This is a genomic window from Novosphingobium album (ex Liu et al. 2023), assembly GCF_029076845.1.
Taxonomy (GTDB): Bacteria; Pseudomonadota; Alphaproteobacteria; order Sphingomonadales; family Sphingomonadaceae; genus Novosphingobium.
In genome coordinates, this window is the sequence record NZ_JARESE010000001.1 from 317,322 (window position 1) to 340,633 (window position 23,312).

At 68.5% G+C, this 23,312-nt stretch carries 20 protein-coding genes and 1 tRNA gene; 20 read left to right on the forward strand and 1 reads right to left on the reverse strand.

The window, feature by feature from the left end; all coding sequences use genetic code 11:
- The 18 genes from PYV00_RS01515 to obgE all read left to right on the forward strand — a co-directional run bounded on the left by PYV00_RS01515 (nt 1) and on the right by obgE (nt 20,492).
- Complete coding sequence (locus PYV00_RS01515) at nt 1-1,449, forward strand: UDP-N-acetylmuramoyl-tripeptide--D-alanyl-D-alanine ligase (RefSeq protein ID WP_275226578.1); 1,449 nt, start codon at nt 1-3, stop codon at nt 1,447-1,449.
- Nucleotides 1,450-1,473: 24 nt separating this feature from the next.
- Nucleotides 1,474-2,544 carry a phospho-N-acetylmuramoyl-pentapeptide-transferase gene (gene mraY / locus PYV00_RS01520; protein ID WP_275226476.1) on the forward strand — a complete coding sequence of 357 codons (1,071 nt, stop codon included), beginning with the start codon at nt 1,474-1,476 and terminating at the stop codon, nt 2,542-2,544.
- An 8-nt stretch (nt 2,545-2,552) separates the two neighbouring features.
- Nucleotides 2,553-3,893: a UDP-N-acetylmuramoyl-L-alanine--D-glutamate ligase gene (murD, locus tag PYV00_RS01525; protein ID WP_275226477.1), complete on the forward strand. Its 1,341-nt coding sequence runs from the start codon at nt 2,553-2,555 to the stop codon at nt 3,891-3,893.
- Entirely contained in the window at nt 3,893-5,110 is a 1,218-nt protein-coding gene (locus PYV00_RS01530) for an FtsW/RodA/SpoVE family cell cycle protein (RefSeq protein WP_275226478.1), read from the forward strand. Before murD ends, PYV00_RS01530 begins: the two co-directional genes overlap by 1 nt.
- Nucleotides 5,107-6,288 (forward strand): undecaprenyldiphospho-muramoylpentapeptide beta-N-acetylglucosaminyltransferase, encoded by a 1,182-nt coding sequence (gene murG, locus PYV00_RS01535; RefSeq protein WP_275226479.1) that lies wholly within the window; start codon nt 5,107-5,109, stop codon nt 6,286-6,288. The genes PYV00_RS01530 and murG overlap by 4 nt, the downstream gene beginning before the upstream one ends.
- Nucleotides 6,285-7,709 carry a UDP-N-acetylmuramate--L-alanine ligase gene (gene murC, locus PYV00_RS01540; protein WP_275226480.1) on the forward strand — a complete coding sequence of 475 codons (1,425 nt, stop codon included), beginning with the start codon at nt 6,285-6,287 and terminating at the stop codon, nt 7,707-7,709. Before murG ends, murC begins: the two co-directional genes overlap by 4 nt.
- Entirely contained in the window at nt 7,709-8,599 is an 891-nt protein-coding gene (gene murB / locus PYV00_RS01545; protein ID WP_275226481.1) for a UDP-N-acetylmuramate dehydrogenase, read from the forward strand. Before murC ends, murB begins: the two co-directional genes overlap by 1 nt.
- A 136-nt stretch (nt 8,600-8,735) precedes the next feature.
- Entirely contained in the window at nt 8,736-9,701 is a 966-nt protein-coding gene (locus PYV00_RS01550; protein ID WP_275226482.1) for a D-alanine--D-alanine ligase, read from the forward strand.
- Complete coding sequence (locus tag PYV00_RS01555) at nt 9,698-10,633, forward strand: cell division protein FtsQ/DivIB (RefSeq protein ID WP_275226483.1); 936 nt, start codon at nt 9,698-9,700, stop codon at nt 10,631-10,633. Before PYV00_RS01550 ends, PYV00_RS01555 begins: the two co-directional genes overlap by 4 nt.
- Nucleotides 10,633-11,913 carry a cell division protein FtsA gene (ftsA, locus tag PYV00_RS01560; RefSeq protein WP_275226484.1) on the forward strand — a complete coding sequence of 427 codons (1,281 nt, stop codon included), beginning with the start codon at nt 10,633-10,635 and terminating at the stop codon, nt 11,911-11,913. The genes PYV00_RS01555 and ftsA overlap by 1 nt, the downstream gene beginning before the upstream one ends.
- Before the next feature lie 157 nt (nt 11,914-12,070).
- The gene (gene ftsZ, locus PYV00_RS01565) at nt 12,071-13,723 is read left to right on the forward strand and encodes a cell division protein FtsZ (protein WP_275226485.1); all 1,653 of its coding nucleotides are present in this window, start codon (nt 12,071-12,073) and stop codon (nt 13,721-13,723) included.
- Nucleotides 13,724-13,880: 157 nt separating this feature from the next.
- On the forward strand, nt 13,881-15,881 hold the full coding sequence (locus PYV00_RS01570; protein ID WP_275226486.1) for a tetratricopeptide repeat protein: 2,001 nt from the start codon (nt 13,881-13,883) through the stop codon (nt 15,879-15,881).
- A 145-nt stretch (nt 15,882-16,026) separates the two neighbouring features.
- Entirely contained in the window at nt 16,027-16,533 is a 507-nt protein-coding gene (locus PYV00_RS01575) for a YbjN domain-containing protein (protein WP_275226487.1), read from the forward strand.
- A 24-nt stretch (nt 16,534-16,557) separates the two neighbouring features.
- Complete coding sequence (locus PYV00_RS01580) at nt 16,558-17,364, forward strand: pyrroline-5-carboxylate reductase family protein (protein WP_275226488.1); 807 nt, start codon at nt 16,558-16,560, stop codon at nt 17,362-17,364.
- A gap of 115 nt (nt 17,365-17,479) precedes the next feature.
- On the forward strand, nt 17,480-18,217 hold the full coding sequence (locus PYV00_RS01585; RefSeq protein ID WP_275226490.1) for a Bax inhibitor-1/YccA family protein: 738 nt from the start codon (nt 17,480-17,482) through the stop codon (nt 18,215-18,217).
- A gap of 113 nt (nt 18,218-18,330) precedes the next feature.
- Nucleotides 18,331-19,038: a hypothetical protein gene (locus tag PYV00_RS01590; RefSeq protein WP_275226491.1), complete on the forward strand. Its 708-nt coding sequence runs from the start codon at nt 18,331-18,333 to the stop codon at nt 19,036-19,038.
- Between the two features lie 116 nt (nt 19,039-19,154).
- Nucleotides 19,155-19,230 (forward strand) — tRNA-Ala (locus tag PYV00_RS01595).
- A 206-nt stretch (nt 19,231-19,436) separates the two neighbouring features.
- On the forward strand, nt 19,437-20,492 hold the full coding sequence (gene obgE / locus PYV00_RS01600) for a GTPase ObgE (RefSeq protein ID WP_275226492.1): 1,056 nt from the start codon (nt 19,437-19,439) through the stop codon (nt 20,490-20,492).
- A gap of 33 nt (nt 20,493-20,525) precedes the next feature.
- Here the strand turns inward: obgE and PYV00_RS01605 are convergent, their stop codons facing one another.
- Nucleotides 20,526-20,924: a hypothetical protein gene (locus tag PYV00_RS01605; protein ID WP_275226493.1), complete on the reverse strand. Its 399-nt coding sequence runs from the start codon at nt 20,922-20,924 to the stop codon at nt 20,526-20,528.
- A 249-nt stretch (nt 20,925-21,173) separates the two neighbouring features.
- On the opposite strand from PYV00_RS01605, the gene proB reads away from it, so the two are divergent.
- Nucleotides 21,174-22,304, forward strand: a complete 1,131-nt coding sequence (proB, locus tag PYV00_RS01610) for a glutamate 5-kinase (protein ID WP_275226494.1) — start codon at nt 21,174-21,176, stop codon at nt 22,302-22,304.
- Nucleotides 22,301-23,209 (forward strand): NAD-dependent epimerase/dehydratase family protein, encoded by a 909-nt coding sequence (locus PYV00_RS01615; protein ID WP_275226495.1) that lies wholly within the window; start codon nt 22,301-22,303, stop codon nt 23,207-23,209. Before proB ends, PYV00_RS01615 begins: the two co-directional genes overlap by 4 nt.
- The last annotated feature ends 103 nt before the right edge of the window (nt 23,210-23,312 follow it).

Consider the following 23,312-nt stretch of genomic DNA (forward strand, 5'->3'; position numbering starts at 1 on the left):
ATGAATGCCGCAGTGCGTATCCTGGACTGGCCTGCCGAGCACACCGATGAGAACCCACTCGCGCTGTGGGACGCGATTTCGGTCGCGCGCGCGGTTCGGGGCACGGCCAATGCCGATTTCCTGGCCTCGGGGGTCGAGATCGATTCGCGCGATGTCCAGCCCGGCGACCTGTTCTTCGCGCTGAAGGGTGAGAGCACCGATGGCCACCGCTTCGTCGAGATGGCCTTTGCCAGGGGCGCGGCGGCGGTCGTGGTCGATCGCCCGGTCAGCGGGCCGCACGTGCTGGTGCGCGATACCGGCGAAGCGCTGGAGCGGCTGGGCGCGGCGGCCCGCGCGCGCGGACGCGGACAGATCATCGGCGTGACCGGATCGGTCGGCAAGACGGGCGTGAAGGAATCGCTGTTCGCCGCGCTCGATCGCGCCAGCCGGGGCGATGCGCACCGTTCGGTGAAGAGCTACAACAACCACGTCGGCGTGCCGCTCAGCCTCGCGCGGATGCCGGCGCGGGCGCAGTTCGGCGTGTTCGAGATGGGCATGAACCACGCGGGCGAGATCGCCGCGCTGACCCGGCAAGTGCGCCCGCACGTCGCCGTCATCACCACGATCGCGCCGGCCCATATCGAGATGCTGGGCTCCGAGGAAGCGATCGCCGATGCCAAGGCGGAGATCTTCGCCGGGCTCGAACCGGGCGGCGTCGCCATCATCCCCGCCGACAGCCCGCATTACGAGCGGCTGCGCGCCGCCGCGCTGGAACACGCCGGGCAAGTGATCGGCTTCGGCAAGTCCGCCCACGCCGATGTCCGCCTGCTCGATACCGTGCCGGCGCTGGGCGGCGGGTCGCTGGTCACCGCCGACATGGGCGACCGGCGCATCTGCTACACCGTGGCGGCGCCCGGCGAGCACTGGGTGATCAATTCGCTGGCGGTGATGGCCGCGGTGCGCGCGGTCAAGGGCGACCTCGGCGCGGCCGGGGTGGCGCTGGCCGAGATGGAAGGGCTGGCCGGGCGCGGCGCGCGGATCGAGATCGACGTGCCGGGCGGCAAGGCGCTGCTGATCGATGAAAGCTACAACGCCAATCCCGCCTCGATGCGCGCCACGCTGGCGCAGCTTGGCCGCACCCCGGCGCACCGGCGCATCGCCGTGCTGGGCGCGATGAAGGAACTGGGCAGCCATGCGCCCGGCTTCCATGCCGCGCTGGCCGGGCCGCTGCGCGAGGCGCATGTCGACCGGGCCGTGCTGGTTGGTCCCGAAATGGCGGCATTGGCCCAGGAACTGGGGAAATCGCCGGCCAATCCGCTTGGCAAAAGCTTGACCTTCGCGCATTGCGCAACCGTGGAGGAAGCTGTGGATACCTTGCGGAAATGGGGCCTGGAGCGGGACGATGCGATCCTCGTGAAAGGCTCGAATTCGGTGGGCCTGGCTTCCCTCGTATCGGCTCTCAGCAAATAGGAAGGTCGGGTTCCGCCCCCTCAGATGCTTTATCTCATAGCAGAATGGTTTCACTTCGAGGGGCTTGCCAACCTCTTCCGTTACCAGACGTTCCGTTCGGGTGCCGCCCTGATGACCGCGCTCACCATCGGCCTCATCATCGGGCCGCGCTTCATCAGCATGTTGCGGGTGCGCCAGGGCAAGGGGCAGCCGATCCGCGAGGACGGACCCAAGACGCACCTGGCCAAGCGCGGCACGCCGACGATGGGCGGGCTGATGATCCTGACCGCGCTGGTCCTGTCGATGCTGTTCTGGATGGACCTGACCAATCCCTTCGTCTGGGCTTGCCTGGCCGTCACCATCGGCTTTGGCCTGATCGGCTTCCTCGATGATTACGACAAGGTGACGAAGCGCAGCCACAAGGGCGTTTCGGGCCGGGTGCGGCTGCTGCTGGAATTCGCGGTGGCCGGGATCGCCGCATTCATCATCGTCAGCCAGCTCAACACCAATCTCTATATCCCGTTCCTCAGCGGCCGGTTCATTCCGCTGGGGCCGTTCTACTATGTCTTCGCCGCCTTCGTGATCGTGGGCGCGGGCAATGCCGTGAACCTGACCGACGGGCTGGACGGCCTGGCGACCTTCCCGGTGATCGTCGCGGCGGCCACGTTCGCGATCATCGCCTACCTGGCCGGCCGCGCCGACTTCGCCACGTATCTTGGCATCCCGCATGTGCCGCGCGCGGGCGAGCTGGCGATCCTGTGCGCCGCGATCATGGGGGCAGGGCTGGCGTTCCTGTGGTTCAACGCGCCGCCCGCGGCGGTGTTCATGGGCGATACCGGCAGCCTGGCGCTGGGCGGCGCGCTGGGCGCGATCGCGGTTTCGGCGCATCATGAGATCGTGCTGGCGGTGGTCGGCGGCCTGTTCGTGCTCGAAGCGGTCTCGGTCATCATCCAGGTGTTCTTCTTCAAGCGGACCGGGCGGCGCGTGTTTCGCATGGCGCCGATCCACCACCATTTCGAACAGCTCGGCTGGGCCGAATCCACCGTCGTGATCCGCTTCTGGATCATATCGCTTGTGCTCGCCGTGATTGGCCTGTCTACTTTGAAGCTGAGGTAGCGACAGGCATGATCGTCTCGCCCGCCTTTGCCGGAAAACGATACGCGGTCCTTGGTCTTGCCCGCTCGGGGCTGGCTGCGGTCGAAACGCTGGTGGCAAGCGGCGCGCGCGTCATGGCGTGGGACAATCGTGAGGAGCCGCGCCAGGCGCTGATCGGCCGGGTGGAACTGGCCGATCCGGTGACGGCGGACATCACCGGTTACGATGGCGTCGTCGTCTCGCCCGGCATCCCGCTCAATCGCCATCCCATCGCGGAGGCGGCGGCGCAGGCGGGCGTGCCGGTGATCGGCGATATCGAGCTGTTCGCGCTGGCCCGGCCGGCCCTGCCGCCGCACCGCGTGGTCGGCATCACCGGCACCAACGGCAAGTCCACCACCACCTCGCTGGTCCAGCACCTGCTCAAGAGCGCGGCCATGCCGGTGCGCATCGGCGGCAACATCGGCCTGCCGATCCTGGGGCAGGAGCAATTGCCGGCGGGCGGCGTCTATGTGCTCGAACTGTCGAGCTACCAGATCGACCTGACACGCAGCCTCGATTGCGACGTGGCCGCGCTGCTCAACATCACGCCCGATCATCTTGACCGCTATGATGGTTTTGCCGCTTATGTCGCGTCCAAAGCCCGGCTTTTCGCGATGCAGGACCGTGAGCATCAGGCGGTGTTCGGCGTCGGCGACGATGAAACCGCCGCGATTGCCGGCATCCAGGCCGCGCGCCGCGTGCCGGGCCGCGTGCGCCAGGTCGATGGCGCCGAGCTGGCCGAGCTGCAGAAGGACTGGCCCTCGCTGCAAGGGCCGCACAACCTGCAGAACGCCGCCGTCGCGGTGGCCATCGTCGAGGCGCTGGGCCTCAGGCAATCGCAATGGCGCCCGGCGCTGCGCACCTTTCGCGGGCTGCCGCACCGCATGGAGCGTGTCGCCGAGGCGCGCGGCGTGCTCTATATCAACGACAGCAAGGCGACCAACCCGGCTTCGGCCGCGCCGGCGCTGGCCGCGTTTCCGCCCAATCCCAACCCGCGTATCCGCTGGATTCTGGGCGGGCTGCCCAAGGGCGAGGATCTGGGAGAATGCGCGCCCTATTTCGGCAATGTTGCATCGGCCTATACCATCGGCGATGCCGGGCCGCTGTTCGCCGATCTGCTCGCGCCCTATACCGAGGTCCATCGCAGCGAGATGATGGCCGAGGCGATCCGCCAGGCCATGGCCGATGCCAGACCCGGCGACGTGGTGATGCTTTCGCCCGCTTGCGCCAGTTTTGACCAGTTCCGCGATTTCGAGGCGCGCGGCAATGCCTTCCGCCAGATCGTCGAAGCGCTGATCGAGGCCGAGCCGGTGGCGGAGAGCCGCGACTGATGGCGACGCAGGCCCCCCTGCCGCCACGCGGCCTTGGCTCCGTGGGCACCTCGGTCACGCGTTATCGCAGCCGCCGCCGGGGCGATTTCGCCATCTGGTGGCAGGAGATCGATCGCGGCCTGCTGGTGCTGGTGCTGGTGCTGATGGCGATCGGCACGGTCGCGGTCGCCGCCGCGTCCCCCGCCAGTTCCCGTCGCTTGTCGACCAGCGACGCGGGGCTGGGCGATCTGCACTTCTTCTACCTGCATATCCGCTGGCAGCTTGCCGGCCTGGCAGCGATGTTCGCGGCCTCCGCGCTCAGCAAGGATCTGGCCCGCCGCGCCGGCATTCTGATCGGCGCGGCGATGCTGGTGGCGCTCGCGCTGGTGCCGGTGATCGGCTTCGAGGTGAACGGCGCGCGGCGCTGGATCAATCTGGGCGCCTCGTTCCAGCCTTCCGAATTCCTCAAGTGCGGCTTTCCCATCATGCTCGCCTGGATCCTCTCGTGGCGGGTGCGCGATCCGGGCCTGCCGGTCGTGCCGATGAGCGTGGGGCTGATGGGGCTGATCGCGGTGCTGCTGATGCTGCAACCCGATTTCGGATCGACCATGCTGTTCACCGGCACCTGGTTCGTGCTGATCCTGCTGTCGGGCATCGACGTGCGCCGCATTGTCGCGGCCGGAGTGGCCGGGCTGGTCGGCGTGACGGCGGCCTATTTCCTCTATGACAACGCCCGCCACCGCATCGACGCTTTCCTGGGCGGCGGCAGCGCGTTCGATCAGGTCGATCTGGCGCAGCGCACGCTGCTGGCAGGGGGGTGGACGGGCACCGGCTTCTGGATGGGCGCGCGCAAGCTGTCGCTGCCCGAAGCGCATACCGACTACATCTTCTCGGTGATCGGCGAGGAATTCGGCCTCCTGACCTGCACGGTCATCATCGCGCTTTACCTTGCGATCCTGCTGCGCGTGCTGGTGCGGCTGGTGCGCGAGGAAGACCTGTTCACCGTGCTGGCCGGCACCGGGCTGGTGGCGCAGTTCGGCGGGCAGGCCTTCATCAACATCCTGGTCAATCTCCAGCTCTTTCCGTCCAAGGGGATGACGCTGCCGCTGATCAGCTATGGCGGCTCGTCCACCGTGGCCATGTGCCTGTGCATCGGATTGCTGCTGGCGATCACGCGCAGGAATCCGTTTATCCGGCGCGAGCCCTTTTCGCTCAGCGAACTTGGAGAGATGACATGACGGCCGTCAGCCGCCACTACGTGCTTGCCGCGGGCGGGACCGGGGGGCATCTGATCCCCGCCTTCGCGCTGGCCACCGAGCTGGAGCGGCGCGGCCACCACGTCGCCTTGATCACCGACACGCGGGGCGCGGCGATCCCCGGCAAGCCCGCTTCCCTGCCGGCGCATGTCCTGCCCGCCGGGCGCGTGGAGGGGATGAACCCGATCGGCTGGATCAAGGGCGCGCGCGGCATCATGGAAGGGCGGCGCATGGCGCTGCGCCTGTTTGAAAGCTTCCAGCCCTCGGCCGTGGTCGGCTTCGGCGGCTACCCCGCGCTGCCCGCGCTGCTGGCGGCGCGATCGGCCCGGCTTCCCGCGCTGATCCATGAACAGAACGCGGTGCTGGGCCGGGTCAACCGCTTCATGGCCGGCCGCGTCGATGCCATCGCCACCGGCTTCGGCGAGGTTGACCGGCTTTCGCCCAGGTATGCGCACAAGGTCACGCTGGTCGGCAATCCGGTGCGCGATGAAGTGCTGGCGCTGCGCGAGCAGCCGTTTCCGCCGTTCACCGCCGACGGGCTGCTGCGCATCCTCGTCACCGGCGGCAGCCAGGGCGCGCGGGTGCTGTCCGAAGTGGTGCCCGATGGCCTTGCCATGCTGCCCCCGGCGCTGCGCTCGCGCTTGCAGGTGATCCAGCAATGCCGGCCCGAGGATATCGAGACGGTGCGCGAACGCTATGCCCAGCACGGCATTCCGGCCGAGCTGGCGACCTATTTCGAGGACATGGCCGAGCGGCTGGCCGACGCGCACCTGTTCATCGGCCGCGCGGGCGCCTCCACCATTGCCGAGCTGACCGCCGTGGGCCGCCCGGCCATCCTGATCCCGCTGCCGATCGCCACGGACGATCACCAGGCCGCCAACACGCGCGAGATCGTCGCCGCCGGCGGCGCACGCGCGATCCGGCAGGACAAGTTCACCGCTACCGAACTGGCCAAGCAGATCCAGGCCATGGCGCAGCATCCCGAAACCTTGGCCAATGCCGCGCACGCCGCGTGGAACTGCGGCTATCCCAATGCCGCCGCCGATCTGGCCGATCTGGTCGAAAGCTTCGGCGGCGCGCCGCTGATGGACGTGATCCGCATGGGCGGCCAGCATTCGGCGAAAGGGGCGGAGGCTTTCGCGCTGGAGAGATCGGAATGAAAGGCGTCGCCACCGATATCGGGACCATCCATTTCGTCGGCATCGGCGGGATCGGCATGTCCGGCATCGCCGAAGTGATGCACAACCTGGGCTATGCGGTGCAAGGATCCGACATCGCCGAAAGCTATGTGGTTGAAGGGCTGAGGAAGCGCGGCATCACCGTGATGATCGGCCATGCGGCGCAGAACGTCGCGGGCTGCGCGGTGGTCGTCACCTCCACGGCGGTGAAGCGCGACAATCCCGAAGTGGTCGCCGCGCTGGAAGCGCGCATCCCGGTGGTGCGCCGCGCCGAGATGCTGGCCGAACTGATGCGGCTGAAGAACACCGTCGCGGTGGCCGGCACCCACGGCAAGACGACGACAACTTCGATGGTCGCCTGCCTGCTGGAGGCCGGCGGGGTCGATCCCACCGTGATCAATGGCGGCATCATCAATTCCTACGGCTCGAACGCGCGGTTGGGCGCCAGCGACTGGATGGTGGTGGAAGCCGACGAAAGCGACGGCAGCTTCCTGCGGCTCGACGGCACGATCGCGGTCGTCACCAACATCGATCCCGAGCATCTCGATCACTACGGCAGCTTCGACAAGGTGAAGGACGCTTTCGTCGAATTCATCGAGAACGTGCCGTTCTATGGCGCGGCGGTGCTCTGTGTCGATCATCCCGAAGTGCAGGCGGTGATCTCTAAGGTGCGCGACCGGCGCGTGATCACGTACGGCTTTTCCGCGCAGGCCGATGTGCGCGGCGAGAACGTGACGCCGTTTCCCGGCGGCAACCGCTTCGACGTTTCCATTCGCGGGCGCGACGGCTCGACGCGGCGGATCGAGGGCATCGAACTGCCCATGCCGGGCCGGCACAACGTGCAGAACGCGCTTGCCGCCGTGGCCGTGGCGATCGAGATGGGCTGTGCGGAGAACGTCATCTCCTCCGGCTTCGCCAAGTTCGGCGGGGTCAAGCGGCGTTTCACCAAGGTCGGCGAGATTCCGGTCGGTGCCGGCGTCGCCACCGTGATCGACGATTACGGCCATCACCCGGTCGAGATCCGCGCCGTGCTCGCCGCCGCGCGCGAAGGCGTGCAGGGCCGGGTGATCGCCGTGGTCCAGCCGCATCGCTTCACCCGCCTGCGCGACCTGATGGCCGAGTTCCAGACCGCGTTCAACGATGCCGACGCGGTTTACGTCGCGCCGGTCTATCCGGCGGGCGAAGCGCCGATCGCAGGCGTCGATGCGGAAGCGCTGGTCTCCGGGCTGAAGGCGCGCGGCCACCGCGAGGCGCATGTCGTCGCCGGGCCGGACGATCTGGCCGCCGCGCTGGCCAGGACGATCGCGGCCGGCGACATGATCGTCTGCCTTGGCGCGGGCGACATCACCAGGTGGGCGGCGGGCCTGGCCGATGGCATCGCGGCGCGGAGAGTGGCGGCGTGATGGCTGATACGCTCCCGCAAGTCGCCGGCAAGCTGACGCCCGACGCGCCGCTGGCGCCGCTCGTCTGGTTCAAGTCCGGCGGCAAGGCCGACTGGCTGTTCGAGCCGCGCGACCTGGCGGACCTGCAAGGCTTTCTGCGCGATCTCGATCCGGCGGTGCCGGTGATGGCGCTGGGGCTGGGTTCCAACATGATCGTGCGCGACGGCGGCGTGCCGGGCGTGGTGGTGCGGCTGGGCAAGGCTTTCGCCAAAGTGACGCGTATCGACGAGGTCACGCTCGATTGCGGCGGGGGGGCGAGCGGCATCCTCGTCTCCTCCACCGCGCGCGACCATGGCATTGCCGGGGTGGAGTTCCTGCGCTCGATCCCCGGCACGGTCGGCGGTTTCGTGCGGATGAACGGCGGCGCCTATGGCGGCGAGGTCAAGGATATCCTCGTCGATTGCGACGTGGTCCTGCGCTCGGGCGAAACGGTGACGCTGCCGGTCGCCGACCTGCATTACACCTATCGCCATTCCGAATTGCCCGCTGGCGCGATCGTCGTTGCCGCGCGGTTTCGCGGGCGGCCGGGCGAGCCGGCGGCGATCCAGGCGGAGATGGACCGCATTTCGGCCAGCCGCGAGGCGTCGCAGCCGCTGCGCAGCAAGACCGGCGGCTCCACTTTCAAGAACCCGGATGGGCACAAGGCGTGGGAACTGGTCGACAAGGCCGGCTGCCGGGGCCTGCAGGTCGGCGGCGCGCAGGTTTCGGAAAAGCACACCAATTTCCTCATCAACACGGGCGATGCGACGAGCGCCGAGATCGAGGCGCTGGGCGAGGAAGTGCGCCGGCGGGTGAAAGACGCCTCGGGCGTGGAACTGGAATGGGAAATTCAGCGAGTGGGGCGGCCGTGAGCATTTGTCGTAAGATCCTCCCGCGCAAGGGGAGGGGGGCCGCCGCAGGTGGTGGAGGGGTATCCCCGCTGGACGTGACACCCCTCCGTGAGCGGCCGCGCCGCCGCCACCGCCCCTTGCAGGGGAGGATTTGAGCATGGCCTTGCCTCACCTCCACGTCGCGGTCCTGATGGGCGGCTGGTCGAACGAACGGCCGGTCTCGCTGATGAGCGGCGAAGGCGTGGCCAAGGCGCTGGAATCGCGCGGGCACCAGGTCACGCGCATCGACATGGGCCGCGATGTGGCCGTGAAGCTGGCCGAAGCCAAGCCCGACGTCGTGTTCAACGCGCTCCACGGCGCGCCGGGCGAGGATGGGACGGTGCAGGGCATGATGGACCTGATGGGCCTCACCTACACGCATTCGGGCCTCGTCACTTCGGTGATCGCCATCGACAAGGAACTGACCAAGCAGGCACTGGTGCCGCACGGTATCCCGATGCCCGGCGGGCGTATCGTCGACAGCGAGGAGATCTATGAGCGCGATCCCTTGCCCCGGCCCTATGTCCTGAAGCCGGTCAACGAAGGCTCGTCGGTCGGCGTCGCGATCGTCACCGAGACGGGCAATTACGGCAATCCGATCAGCCGCGAGGCCAAGGGCCCGTGGCAGGAATTCGGCCACTTGCTGGCCGAGCCGTTCATTCGCGGCCGCGAGCTGACCACCGCCGTGATCGGTGATCGGGCGCTGCTCGTCACCGAGCTGAAGCCCAAGTCCGGCTTCTACGATTTCGACGCCAAGTATACCGACGGCATGACCGAGCATGTCTGCCCGGCCGAGCTTCCCGAGGCCATCACCGAAGCCTGCAAGGACATCGCCTTGCGCGCGCATCGCCTGCTCGGCTGCCGGGGCACCAGCCGGTCGGACTTCCGCTGGGACGACAGCCAGGGCGTGGCAGGGCTGTTCCTGCTCGAAGTCAACACCCAGCCGGGCATGACCCCGCTCAGCCTGGTGCCCGAGCAGGCCAGGGCCTGCGGCATGGACTATCCCGATCTGGTCGAGGCGATCATCGCCGAAGCGCTGGATGACGCGAAAGCGGGTGCGAAGACGCGGGAGGGGGCGGCATGAGCCAGACGATCCGTCGCAAGGCGACGAGCGCGCGCAAGGTCGCTTCGGCGCAAGGCAAGAAACGCAAGGTCAAGCAGGCCAAGGCGACGACCGGCAGCGTGCTCGACGCGGTGATGGCCTGGCTGCCGTTCTCAGAAGACCAGCTTCAACGCGTGTTCCTGGCGGCGATGCTGGGCGGCGCGGCGGTGCTGGCCTGGGTGGTCGCCTCGATGGCGGGCGTGCCGGCGATGGCGCAGCAGCAGCTTGCGCTGATCGCGGGCGACGCCGGCTTCCAGGTGGTCCATGTCGAAGTGCGCGGGGTGAAGAACCTCAACGAGCTGAAAGTCTACGAACGTGCGCTGGCCGAGCGGAACCGGGCGATGCCGCTGGTCGATCTGCAAGCGCTGCGCAACGAGCTGCTGGAACTCTCGTGGGTCAAGGACGCGCGCGTCTCGCGCCAGTTGCCCGATACGCTGGTGATCGACATCGTCGAGCGCGAGCCGCACGCGGTACTGCGCAAGGCGGACCGCTTCGTGCTGATCGACGAGACCGGCCACGAGCTTGAGCCGATCAGCCGCAAGGCGGCCGAAGGGCGACTCATCGTGTCCGGCCCCGGCGCGGGCCAGCAGGTGGTGGGGCTCGCCAGCCTGCTCGAAGCCGCGCCGGCGCTGCAGCCGCGCGTGCGCGAGGCCGAATGGATCGGCAATCGCCGCTGGAACCTGACGTTCCAGACCGGGCAAGTGCTGGCGCTGCCCGAAGGCGCGCGCGAATCGGCAGGCGCGCTCGTCTCGTTCGCGCGGCTGGACGGCACCAACCGCCTGCTGGGCGGCAAGGTCGCCGCGTTCGACATGCGCGCGCGGGATCGCATCTACTTGCGCATTCCCGGCCGGGAAGACGAGGAAGCGGTGGTGAACGCCGGCGCCGTGCGCAAACCCCCGGAGGAGATCGAATAATGGCCGGTCCCCGCATCACCCGCGTGTTCGGCGCGGTCAACATGGGCTCGTTCCGTATCTCGGCGATCGTCGCGGGGATTTCGGAAATGGGCGATCTGGTCGTGCTCGGATCGGGGCACCGCGCCTCGCAGGGGATCAAGCGCGGCTATGTCACCGACATGTCCGCCGCGACTTACGCGATCCGCGACGCGATCGACCGGGCCGAGAAGATGGCCGACACCAGCGTGCAGAGCGTGTGGATCGGCTGTTCGGGCGCCGGGCTCGCCAGCCAGGTGGTCGAAGTCGATACCGACATGGGCGGGCGGCGGATCGAGCAGGAGGATATCGACCAGCTGCTTTATTCCGCGCGCGACGCGATCCGGCCCGACGGCCGCATGGTGCTGCACGCGCAGCCCGCGCAATACCGGCTCGACGGCGCGCATGGCGTGGGCAACCCCTGCGGCCTCCATGCCGAGCGGCTGGGCGTCAACATCCATGTCATGCTGGCCGATGGCGCGCCGATCCGCAACCTGACCGAAGCGGTGCAGTCCGCCCATCTCGATGTCGAGGCGGTGGTGGGCTCGCCGATCGCCTCGGGCCAGGCCTGTCTTTCGCCCGAAGAGCGCGACCTGGGCGTGGCGCTGGTCGAATTCGGCGCCGAAGTCACCAATGTCGCGGTCTATTCGCAAGGGCTGCTCAAGGGGCTGGCTTCGATCGCGATGGGATCGGCCGACATCACCGATGCGATCGCCTCGGCCTTCGGTATCCGCCGTTTCCAGGCCGAGCGGCTCAAATGCGTCAACGGCTCGGCCATCGCCAGCCCCGCCGATCACCGCGAGATGATCCCGGTCAACGCGCCGGGCGATGGCGAGATCGGCCCGGTCGCGCGCCACGCCGACGACAAGAACCGCATTCCGCGCGCCGAACTGGTCGCGGTCATCACCGGGCAGCTTGGCATATTGCTCGATGAAGTGAACAAGGCGCTGAAAGCGCTGCATTTCAATGAGCAGCGCGGCAAGCAGGTGGTCTTCACCGGCGGCGGCGCGGAACTGGTCGGCCTGGCCGATTACGCGCAGGCGGCGCTGGGCAAGCCGGTGCGCATCGGCCGCGTGCCGCATCTGACCGGGCTTGCCGAAACCCACCTCAAGCCCGGTTTCGCGACGCTGGCCGGGCTGGTGCTGTATGCCGCCGCAGATCCGATCGACATCCGCTCGCTGGGATCGCGGCACCAGATGGCGATCCGCTATGGCGGCATGGGCATGGTCAGCCGGGTCTATCGCGCGCTGAAGGAATATTTCTGATGTCCCGTGGCGAAAGTGCCCGATACGGATGCGAATCGGGCGGAATTCGCAATGCGGGTTGTGGACAAAGATTTGCGATGCTTTGCTTCGGTGAGTCGAAGTATGCCATCAAACAAGGTCAAGGGATTAATCCGAGCGTGTCTGCCAGGAGAGCAAGATGAGCATTAATATCGGACCGCCGGCCATCGAAGAGTTGCGCCCGCGGATCGTCGTGATCGGCGTGGGCGGCGCGGGCGGCAACGCCATTGCCAACATGATCCAGGCGCAGATCGAAGGGGTGGACTTCGTCGTCGCCAATACGGACGCGCAGGCGCTGAACAACGCCGTCGCCGAAAGCCGCATCCAGCTTGGCCCCGATATCACGCAGGGCCTGGGCGCCGGATCGCGGCCCGAAGTCGGCCGCGCCGCCGCCGAAGAGACCATCGCGGAGATCGACCGCGTGCTGGATGGCGTGCACATGTGCTTCATCGCCGCCGGCATGGGCGGCGGCACCGGCACCGGCGCCGCGCCGATCATCGCCAAGGCCGCGCGCGAAAAGGGCGTGCTGACCGTGGGCGTCGTCACCAAGCCGTTCCTGTTCGAAGGCACGCGCCGGATGCGCGCGGCCGAATCGGGCATCGAGGAACTGCAGAAGCACGTCGATACGCTGATCGTCATTCCCAACCAGAACCTGTTCCTGGTCGCCAAGGCGGAAACCACCTTCAAGGAAGCGTTCTCGCTGGCCGACGAAGTGCTGCAGCAGGGCGTGCGCTCGATCACCGACCTCATGGTCATGCCCGGCCTCATCAACCTCGATTTCGCCGACGTCCGCTCGGTGATGGGCGAGATGGGCAAGGCGATGATGGGCACTGGCGAGGGCGAAGGCCCGAACCGCGCGCTGGAAGCGGCCGAACGCGCCATCGCCAATCCGCTGCTGGATGGCGTGTCGATGCAGGGCGCCAAGGGCGTGATCATCTCGATCATCGGCGGCGACGACATGAAGCTGCTCGAAGTCGACGAGGCGGCCAACCACATCCGCGAACTGGTCGATCAGGACGCCAACATCATCTGGGGCTCGGCCTTCAACCCGGACCTGCAAGGCAAGATCCGCGTCTCGGTGGTGGCCACCGGCATCGAGCAGACCGCGCAGCAGGCCGAAGAGGCCTCGCGCCCGCTCAACCTGGGCATGTCGCGCGGTCCGGTGCGGCCCGCCGTTCCGGCGCAAGGCGAGGCGCAGCCCTTGTTCGAGCGCGGCCCTCGCGGCACCGCTCCCGCTCCGCAAGCGCCTGCCGCGCCCGCCTTCGCGCCGCCGCCCGCACCCGAGGCCGCGCCGCTGGAGCTTGACGCTTTCGCTGGCGAGGAAGCCGCTGGCCAGGAGCCGGACGACATGCCCGGCGAACTGGAACTGGGCGCCAGCGAAGAGATCGAGGATGCCGATGCCGGCAAGCCGGCAAGCGCCTATGCCAGCCTGACCGGGGTGCGCCCGACGCGCGGCGAACCGCTCGATCTCGGCTTCGACCAGCTCGAAAGCCAGCCGGAGGAAGCGCCGGCCCAGCGGCAGGACGATCTGCTGGCCGATGCCGACCGGCTGGCCGGGCAGGACGAACCGATCACCCCGCTTTCGGTCAAGCGCCGGGCTGCCGCCGCCGAGGAACCGGCGGCGCCGGCCGCGCCCGGCCGGGCCGCGGCGGCTTCTGGCAGCACGCTGTTCGAACGCATGGCCAACCTGTCGCGCAGTTCGAAGGCGGCGGGCGAGGACAGCGGCGAATCGGACGATGATGGCGGTTCGATCAGCATTCCGCGTTTCCTCGGGCGCCAGAACAACCAGTAAGCCCCGGCTGGGCGAGGCGGGGCCGGTTCCGGCCGCGCCTTTCGCCCGTGCCGGCCCGTTCGCGCTGGGTTCAGCTTGCCTGCCGCAACGGGCTTGTCCGGGCAGCGATGCTCGGGCACGGCGCCTCTTGCCGTTTGCAAGGAAGGTGGTTGCCGGTTTGAGGTTCGATCGAAGGCTTGCGGGCTATCTCGCGAACGCCGCCGTGGCGGCGGCGCTGGGCTTTCCCGCGTGCGGCATCGCGCAGACGCAGGGCGCGGTGCCCACCGTGTCGCGCGCGGTGGTCCAGCCCTTGCCGGGGCGCGATGCCCTGCGCCTCAATGCCGCGCTGTCGCGGCTGGGCCGCGATCCGCGCGATGTCGATGCGCTGATCGAGGCGGGCGAGGCGGCCAACGCGATGGGCGATGTCGAGGCGGCGGCCGGCTTCTTCAAGCGGGCCGACCAGATCGCAGCCGGCAATCCCAAGGTCAAGGCCGGGCTGGCCGGCGCGATGGTGCTCAGCGGCAATCCGGTCGATGCGATCCCGCTGTTCGAGCAGGCGGAAAAAGCCGGCGCCACGCCGACCGATATCGGCGCGGACCGGGGCCTGGCCTATGATCTGGTGGGCGACAACGCGACCGCGCAGAAATTCTACACCGATGCCTTGAGCCGCAAGGACGATGACGCAGTGCGTATGCGCCTGGCGCTGAGCCAGGCCATTGCCGGCGATGCCAAGGGTTCTGAAGCGACGCTGATGCCGCTGCTGCGCAAGCAGGACAAGCCGGCCTGGCGCACGCGCGCCTTCACGCTGGCGATCGCGGGCGACACCAAGCAGGCGGTGCAGATCGCCGAGACCATCCTGCCCGGCCAGCTTGCCCAGAGCATCGCGCCCTACTTGCGCTACATGCCCCGGCTGACGCCGGCCCAGCAGGCGGCGGCGGCCAATCTCGGCAAGTTCCCGCGCGCCTCCGAGATCGGCCACGACGACCCGCGCATCGCCGCCTATGCCCCCAGGCTCGGCGCGCGGCCGACCGTTGCCGCCGCCGATGCCGCGCTGATCCCGCAAGGCAAGCCGCTGGGCAAGGACGGTGCGGCCGCGTCCGGCACCAAGGCGAGCGCGGCGCGCGCGAGCACGCGCGAGGCCGCCGCCAAGGCGACCCGGCTGGCCAGGGCCGATACCGTCCGCGTCGCTCCGCCCGATCCCAAGCCCGCGATCGAGCGCGACAGCGACGGCGAATTGCCGCCGGTCCTCGCCAACGCGACGCCGACGCCCATTTCGGCTCCCACACCGGCCGCGGCGCCCACGCCGGCCCCGCCACCGTCGGTCGCGGCCCAGCGAGTCGCCGTGGCCGACGCCGCGCCCAGGCCGGCGGCGCCATCACCGGCGACCTCGCTGCCGGCCCCCGCGTCCAGCACGCCAGCGTCGGTGCCGACGCCCGCGCCGGCATCCTCGACGCCGGGGGCCGCACCCAACGCCGGCTTCGATCTTTCCGCACTGCCGAGTTCGCAAGGCGGCACGGCCCCGCCCGCCGAGCGGTCGCCCGCCGATATCCTCGAAGCGGCGACGCCGGCCGGAACCGCCTCGCGCGCCGCCGCCGTGGCTGCCGGTCTGCCGACGCCCGGTCTTGCCGAATCCGCGCGGGCCGAGCGGGAGCGGCTTTCGCTTGCCGAGGCTTTCGCCGATCTCGGCACCCCTTCGGCCCAGGCCGCGCCGATTTCGGGCGCGGTGGACATTCGCAAGATCGAACCCGCCAGGCCCGAGCCGAAACCCGAAGCCAGGCCGGCCGACGCCACACCGCCCGAAGACAAGAAAACCGCCGACAAGAAAGCGGCCGACAAGACCGCCGCCGCCGCCGACAAGAAGGCGGCGGCCAAGAAGCCGGCCAAGCCCGCGCCGCCCAGCCACCCCAGCCGAATCTGGGTGCAGCTTGGCGTCGGGCGCGACAAGGCGGCGATCGCCTATGACTGGCGCAAATGGAGCAAGCAGGCGCCAACGCTGTTCAAGGGCAAGTCCGCCTATGTCAGCGACATGGGGCGGACCAACCGCATCCTGGCCGGCCCGTTCGAAAGCAACAAGGCCGCCACCGCCTTCATCGCCCAGCTGGACAAGGCCGGGATCGACGGGTCTCACATCTGGACCAGCCCCGCCGGGCAAGTCGTCGATGCGCTGCCCGCCAAATGAGCGCGGGAACATGGTGAAAAGTTTTATCCACATCCTGTAAACAGGGTTATCGAGTTTTGCGCAGGCCTTATGGCCGGCCGCATTGTGCATCGCCCCCTTGCCGAAGCATCCAAGCGGCGACCCAGGAGGACGGATGTCGGGAACGATGAGAACTGTGCAGGACGATATCGGACAGGACGACGATGCGGCTCCGGTTGAGATGCTGGCATCGCTGTTCGAGGCGCGCGACTGGCCTTACGAATATATCGGCGAGGACGAGATCTCCGCCGAAGTGAAAGGGAGCTGGACGACATACCAGTTCCAGGCGATCTGGCGGCCCGAGGATCGCGTGCTGCAATTGCTGTGCCTGCCCGAGATCCGCGTGACCGAGCCCAAGCGCACCGCGCTTTACGAAGCGCTGGCGCTGATCAACGAACAGCTCTGGCTGGGCCATTTCGATGTCTGGTCGAACGGCGGCGTGATCCTGTACCGGCACGGCCTGATGCTGGGCGACGACGGGCTGCTCGGCCCCTCGCAGGCGCAGATGATCGTCGAGGCCGCGATCGAGGAATGCGATCGGTTCTACCCGGTGTTCCAGTTCATCCTCTGGGGCGACAAGACGCCGGCCGAGGCGCTGGCGGCGGCGCTGGTGGATGCGGCCGGCGAAGCGTAACCCGGTTCGCGCAAGGAGTTGGAATTGGACCGTTTTGGCAAGATCCTGATCGTCGGCTGCGGCAACATGGGCGGCGCGATGCTGGCCGGCTGGCTGGCGGGTGGCCTTTCGCCCGCGCGTTTCACCGTGGTCGATCCCTACATGGCCGAGGCGCCGTCCGGCGTGACGCTGCTGCGCGAATTGCCGGCCGGGCCGTTCGATGCGGTGCTGCTGGGGGTCAAGCCGCAAGCGCTGGACGCCGTGGCGCCCTCGCTCGCCCCGCTGGTGGGCGGCGCCACCGTGCTGCTCTCGATCCTGGCGGGGGGCGAGATGGACAGCCTGGCCGCGCGCTTCCCGGCCGCGGCCGGCATCGTGCGGATCATGCCCAACCTGGCCGCCGCCATCGGCAAGTCGCCGATCGCGCTGGCGGCGCGCGGGCTGGACGCGGCCGCGCGCGCCGATGTGGTGGCGCTGATGGCGCCCCTCGGCACGCCCGAATGGCTGGAGAGCGAAGCGCTGTTCGATGCGCTGACCGCGCTGGCCGGCTGCGGCCCTGCCTTCGTCTATCGCTTCATCGATTCGCTGGCGGCAGGCGCGGTCGCGCTCGGGCTGTCGGCGGGCCAGTCGCAGCGGCTGGCGCTGGCCATGGTCGAAGGCGCCGCGCTCTTGGCCGCACGGTCGGAGCACGCGCCGGGCGAACTGGCGCGCCGCGTCGCGAGCCCCGGCGGTTCGACCCAGGCCGGGCTTGACGTGCTGGACCGGGACGAGGCGCTGGCGGGCCTGGTCGCCGCCGCGATGCGGGCCGCGCATGACCGCAGCGCCGAGATGGCGCAAGCGGCGCGGGCGCAGTGATACACTTTGACACACGGCATCGGACCGTGTTTTTCTTGAAAACTTAAGGTCGCAACGCGATATTGCGTCTATCCGGCGCGCGTTGGGCGCATTTGCCGGGTAAAGGGAGTTTGAAATGGCCAATTGGAACGACCCCCAGCCCCGTCCGGGCTTCGGTGCGTCTCCGAGCCTGGATGGGCGCGCGGCTGGCACTGTCTATGATGCCGGCCTGCGCAAGCACATGCTGTCCATCTATAACTACATGGCCTCGGGCGTGCTGCTTTCGGGTATTGTCGCGCTATTGTTCGCACGTTCGGGCATGGCCGCGCAGATCATCGGCACGCCGCTGTGGTGGCTGGTCGCGCTGGCGCCGCTCGGCTTCGTGTTCGGCATGAGCTTCGGCGCGAACCGTATGCAGACCGCGACGCTCCAGGCGCTGTTCTGGGGCTTCTGCGTTGTCATGGGCCTCTCGCTCTCGACGATCTTCCTCGTCTTCACCGCGCAGTCGATCGCGACCACCTTCTTCGCGACGGCCGCGGCCTTCGCGGGCCTCAGCCTGGTGGGCTACACGACGAAGAAGAACCTGTCGGCGATGGGCTCGTTCATGGTCATGGGGCTGTTCGGCATCCTGATTGCGATGCTGATCAACATCTTCCTGCATTCGACCGTTCTGCAACTCGCCATCTCGGTGCTGGGCGTGCTGATTTTCGCCGGTCTCACCGCCTGGGATACGCAGCGGCTGAAGCAGGAATACTATATGGTCGCGGGCACGCCGTTCGCGGGCAAGGCCGTCGTCATGGGTGCGCTCAGCCTCTATCTGGACTTCATCAACATGTTCCAGTTCCTGCTGAACTTCATGGGCAACCGCAACTAATCGCGCATACATCCACATTAATCTACATGCCCGGTGCGATTGTCGTCGCGCCGGGCATTTCCTTTGCCGGCAAGCGGCGCTAGACCATCGCCATGATGCATGGAGTGGTTTCGGTGAAGCACGTTCTATCCAAACGATTTTTCGCCGGCAGCGCGATTGTCGCGACGATCGCCGCGCTGGCCGCCTGCGCGCCCAAGCCGGCGCCCCCGCCACCGCCCGCGCCTGTCGTGGTAGTGATCCCGCCCCGGCCCAACCCGCCGCTGGGTGCTCCGGCCGGGCTGACGGTGCCGCCGCTGGCGCCCGATGGCACCCGCATCACGGTCAATCGCGGCGTTTCGGCGGCGCAGGCGCTGTGGAACCTGCGTTCGGCCTATAACGTCGCGGCGCTCAATTGCCTCGATCCGCAATATGCGCCGATCCTGGCGGGCTACAGCCATTTCCTCAAGACCCACGCCAAGACGCTGACGGCGGTGAACAAGGAACTGGATAAGACCTTCAAGCAGAACTACGGCGCGAAAAGCTACATCCGCGAGCGGGAAACCTACCAGACGCAGGTGTACAACTATTTCGCGCTGCCGCCGGTGATGCCGGCCTTCTGCAACGCGGCGCTGGCCATGTCGAACGAAGTGCAGGCGATTCCGGCCGGCCAGCTTGAAGGCTATACGATGCTCGGGCTGTCGCGGGTGGACACGCCGTTCCGTGAGTTCTTCAACAGCTTCGATCAGTACCGCGCCGATCTGGCCGCATGGGAAGCCCGCTATGGCGCGCAGCCGGTCGGGGTCGCCCCCGCAGTGCTGGGCGTGCAGGGTCTTTCGCAGTAAGCCGCTTGCGATAAACAAAGCGCCGGCAAGAGAATTTTGCTCTTTCAAGCGCGGAAGGTCTCCGCTAAGGGGGCCGCTCGCGACGCGGGGCTGCCGCTTCGCGCGATTGCTGGAACGGGGCCGTAGCTCAGCTGGGAGAGCGCGTCGTTCGCAATGACGAGGTCAGGGGTTCGATCCCCCTCGGCTCCACCAGTAATTGATTTTGCGTTGACCGGCCGCACTGACGTGCGGCCTCGCGCGGCAAGCCGGCCCACGCCCCCACCCGACCTTCCCGCCCGCGTGCCCCGAAGGGGAGGCCGGATGAGGACATGAGCCACCGCCGCATGGGCGGGCCCGCAGTCGCTCGCCGCGCGCTCGCTCGACTCGACAAGTTCTCAAGACCGCCGGATAACAAGCCAATGCACTTCCTCGACCAGGCCAAGATCTATATCCGCTCCGGCGCGGGCGGGCCGGGGGCCGTGAGTTTCCGGCGCGAGAAATACATCGAATATGGCGGCCCCGATGGCGGCAACGGCGGGCGCGGCGGCGATATCGTGTTCGAGGCGGTGGCCGGGCTCAACACCCTGATCGACTTTCGCTATACCCAGCACTTCAAGGCGCCGCGCGGCGGCCACGGCATGGGCAAGGACCGCAATGGCGCGGCCGGCCAGTCGCTGGTCATCAAGGTGCCGGTCGGCACCCAGATCATCGATGACGAGGATCGCGAAACGGTGCTGGCCGATCTGGTCGATGCCGGCCAGCGCGTGGTCCTGCTGGAAGGCGGGATGGGCGGGCGCGGCAACGCCAGCTACAAGACCTCGACCAACCGCGCCCCGCGCCAGCACCAGCCGGGGATGCCCGCGCAGGAAATGTGGGTGTGGCTGCGGCTGAAGCTGCTGGCCGATGTCGGCCTTGTCGGCCTGCCCAACGCCGGCAAGTCCACTTTCATCAACAAGCTGACCAACACCAAGGCCAAAGTCGGCGACTATCCTTTCACCACCCTCCACCCCCAGCTTGGCGTGGTGCGGCACAAGGCGCGCGAATTCGTGCTGGCCGACATTCCCGGCCTGATCGCCGGCGCCGCCGACGGCGCGGGCATCGGTGATCGTTTCCTCGGGCACATAGAGCGCTGCCGCGTGCTGATCCACCTGATCGACATCGCCGGGACCGATCCGGCCGAGGCGATGCAAGTGATCGAGGAAGAGCTGGAAGCCTATGGCGCCGGTCTGGAAGACAAGCCCCGGCTGATCGCGCTCAACAAGATCGACCTGGCCGATGCCGAGCTTGCCGCCGATTTCGCCGAGGAACTGAAGGATGCGGGCGCCGACGCGGTGTTCCCCATCTCCGGTGCGACGGGGCAGGGCATGGACGCGCTGCTCGATGCGGTGATCAGCTACCTGCCGGCCGCCACCGTGACCGAACGGCCCGATGGCGAGCGCGAAGAGGACGACGAGACGCCGTGGTCGCCGCTGTGAGCCGCTGAGCCGGCCCGGCGCGATACCGGCCTTTCAGGGCTTCTGGCGGGTCTGGAAGCGCTGGGCGTTGGTCATGCTTTGCAGCACCTGGACGCGCGTATCGAGTTCGCGCCGCTCGGCATCGGAGGTGCCGTCCTGCCCGTAACGGTCGGCCAGCGTGCCGGTGAGCCGCGCGTCCTTGCGCAAGGCCCGCGCTTCGGCCTTCGAAAGCTCCCCGTTCTTGCGGCCCCGATGGATGCTGTCGCGGGCATCGTCGAGCTTGCGGTCGAGCGGGATGGCCGCATCGTGCGGCCCCACATCGAAGATATCGGGCGAACTTTCGCTCCCCGGCGGGGCCCGGGGCGCGATCTGGGCACTGGCGGGGACGGCAAACACCGTCAAGGCTATGCCGGTCAGCGCCAGTCGGCCGATGTTCCGCAAGGTTGAAGGCATGGGGCCAGACTCCGTTTGCCGATGAACCAAGTCAGGATACGCCCGTCGGGCGGCGCCGTGAAGCCGCATTTGCCCGGAAGCCCGCAAGGCGGACGGACGGGGCGGGGCGTACTCTCCACAGGCCGATCCGCACGATGCGGTTTTCCTGCCGGGCAACTTCGCCTAAGGGCGCGTTTGGAAATGCGCCTGCCGCCGCGGCGAAATGCGCTCTTTCCGCGCCTTTTCAAACGGACCGTCAGTTTCCCGCCCATGTCCATCACCCGCCTTTCCGATCTGGCCGACAAGGCTGCCTGTCCGCGTCTCGTGGTCAAGGTCGGCTCGTCGCTGCTGGTCGGGCCCGAAGGGGTGCGGCGAAGCTGGCTGGGTGAACTGGTCGAGGAACTGGCTGCCGCGCGCGCGCGCGGGCAGGATGTGATCGTGGTGTCCTCGGGCGCGATCGCGCTGGGCGCGGCGCGGCTCGGGCTGGAAAAGGGCGGGCGCGGCAGCCTGGCCGATGCGCAGGCCGCCGCCGCCGTCGGGCAGATCGCGCTGTCGAGCCTCTGGGCTGAATTCTTCGGCACGCAGGGCTATCCCGCCGCGCAGTTGCTGCTGACGCTGGAGGATCTTGAGGATCGCCGCCGTTACCTCAACGCCACCGCGACGTTGACCCGGCTGCTCGATGCGGGCGCCGTGCCCGTGATCAACGAGAACGATTCGGTGGCCACGCAGGAAATCCGCTTCGGCGACAACGATCGGCTGGCCGCGCGCGTGGCGCAGGCCGCGCGGGCCAGCGCGGTGCTGCTGCTGTCCGACGTTGACGGGCTTTACGATCGCGATCCGCGCGATCCGGCGGCGCGCCTGCTGCCGCTGGTCGAAGGCGTCACGCCGGAAATCCACGCGATGGCCAGCGGCACGTCGGGCTCGGGCATGGGCTCGGGCGGCATGACATCGAAGCTGCAGGCGGCCCAGATCGCCGAGCTGGCGGGCATCTCGCTCGCCATCATCAACGGCACCTATGCAACGCCGATCGCGCGCGCGCTGGCAACCGGCACCGGCACGCTGTTCCTGCCCCGCCGCAAGGCCGCCGCGCGCAAGGCGTGGCTGGGCGGGCGACTGCGGCTGAAAGGCACGCTGCGGGTCGATCCGGGCGCCGAGGCGGCATTGACGCGCGGCTCCAGCCTGCTCGCCAAAGGCATCGTCGGGGTGGAAGGCAGCTTCGAGCGGGGCGATCCCGTCGCCATCGCCGGCGCCGAAGGCCGGATCGTCGCGCATGGCCTGGCCGAATACGATTCGCGCGAATGCGCGCGGATCATGGGCCATCACACCAGCGCGCACGCCGATCTGCTGGGTTATGCGCCGCGTTCGGCCGTGGTCCACCGCGACCAGCTCGTCCTCAAATGACCATCGCGCTCACTGGCGGCACGGGCTTCGTCGGCAAGGCATTGATCGACCGGGTGCTGGCGAGCGGCCGCCGGCTTTCCGCGCTGGCGCGCCAGCCGCAGGAACCGCGCGAGGGCGTGGCCTGGGTGCCGGGCGATCTGGCTGACCCTCAGGCGCTGGCGGCGCTGGTGCGCGGCTGCGCGGTGGTGATCCATGTCGCGGGCGTGGTCAACGCGCCCGATCCGCATGGCTTCGAGCAAGGCAATGTCACCGGCACGATGAACCTGATCGAAGCCGTGCTGGCCGAAGGCGTACGCCGCTTCATCTTCGTCTCCTCGCTTTCGGCGCGCGAGCCGGGGCTTTCGGCATATGGCGCCTCGAAAGCGCGGGCGGAAAAGCTGGTCACGGCCAGCGGGCTCGACTGGACGATCGTGCGCCCGCCGGCGATCTATGGCCCGCATGATCGCGAGATGCTCGACTTGTTCCGCGCGGCCAAGTGGGGCTTCGTGCCGGTGCCGGCGCAAGGCCGGGCCTCGGTGATCCATGTCGAGGATCTGGCCGACCTGCTGGTGGCGCTGGCCAGCGCCGGGACGGCTCCTGTCGGCGCCAGGTTCGAGCCCGACGATGGCCGGATCGGCGGCTGGAGCCACCATGAGCTGGCCCGCGCGATCGGCGCGGCGGTGGGGCGCCAGCCGCGCGTCATCGGCCTGTCGCGCGCGGCGCTGGAACGCGCCGCCCGGCTCGATCGGATGCTGCGCGGCCCGCGCGCGAAGATGACGGCCGACCGCGCTGCCTATTTCAGCCACCCGGACTGGATCGTCAGCCGGGGCGCCGCAGTGCCGGGCCGGATCTGGACGCCCCGGATCGAAACCCACGCGGGGCTGAAGGCGACGGCGCAGTGGTATCGCCAGGCCGGCTGGCTGTAGGCCAAGGGCTGCAAACCGACTACATTCGTAGATGGTTGTCCGCCGTTGGTCGATCGGGGATCGCCGGGCCCGGTTCGCGCGGGCAGTGCGGGCAAGGGAATAT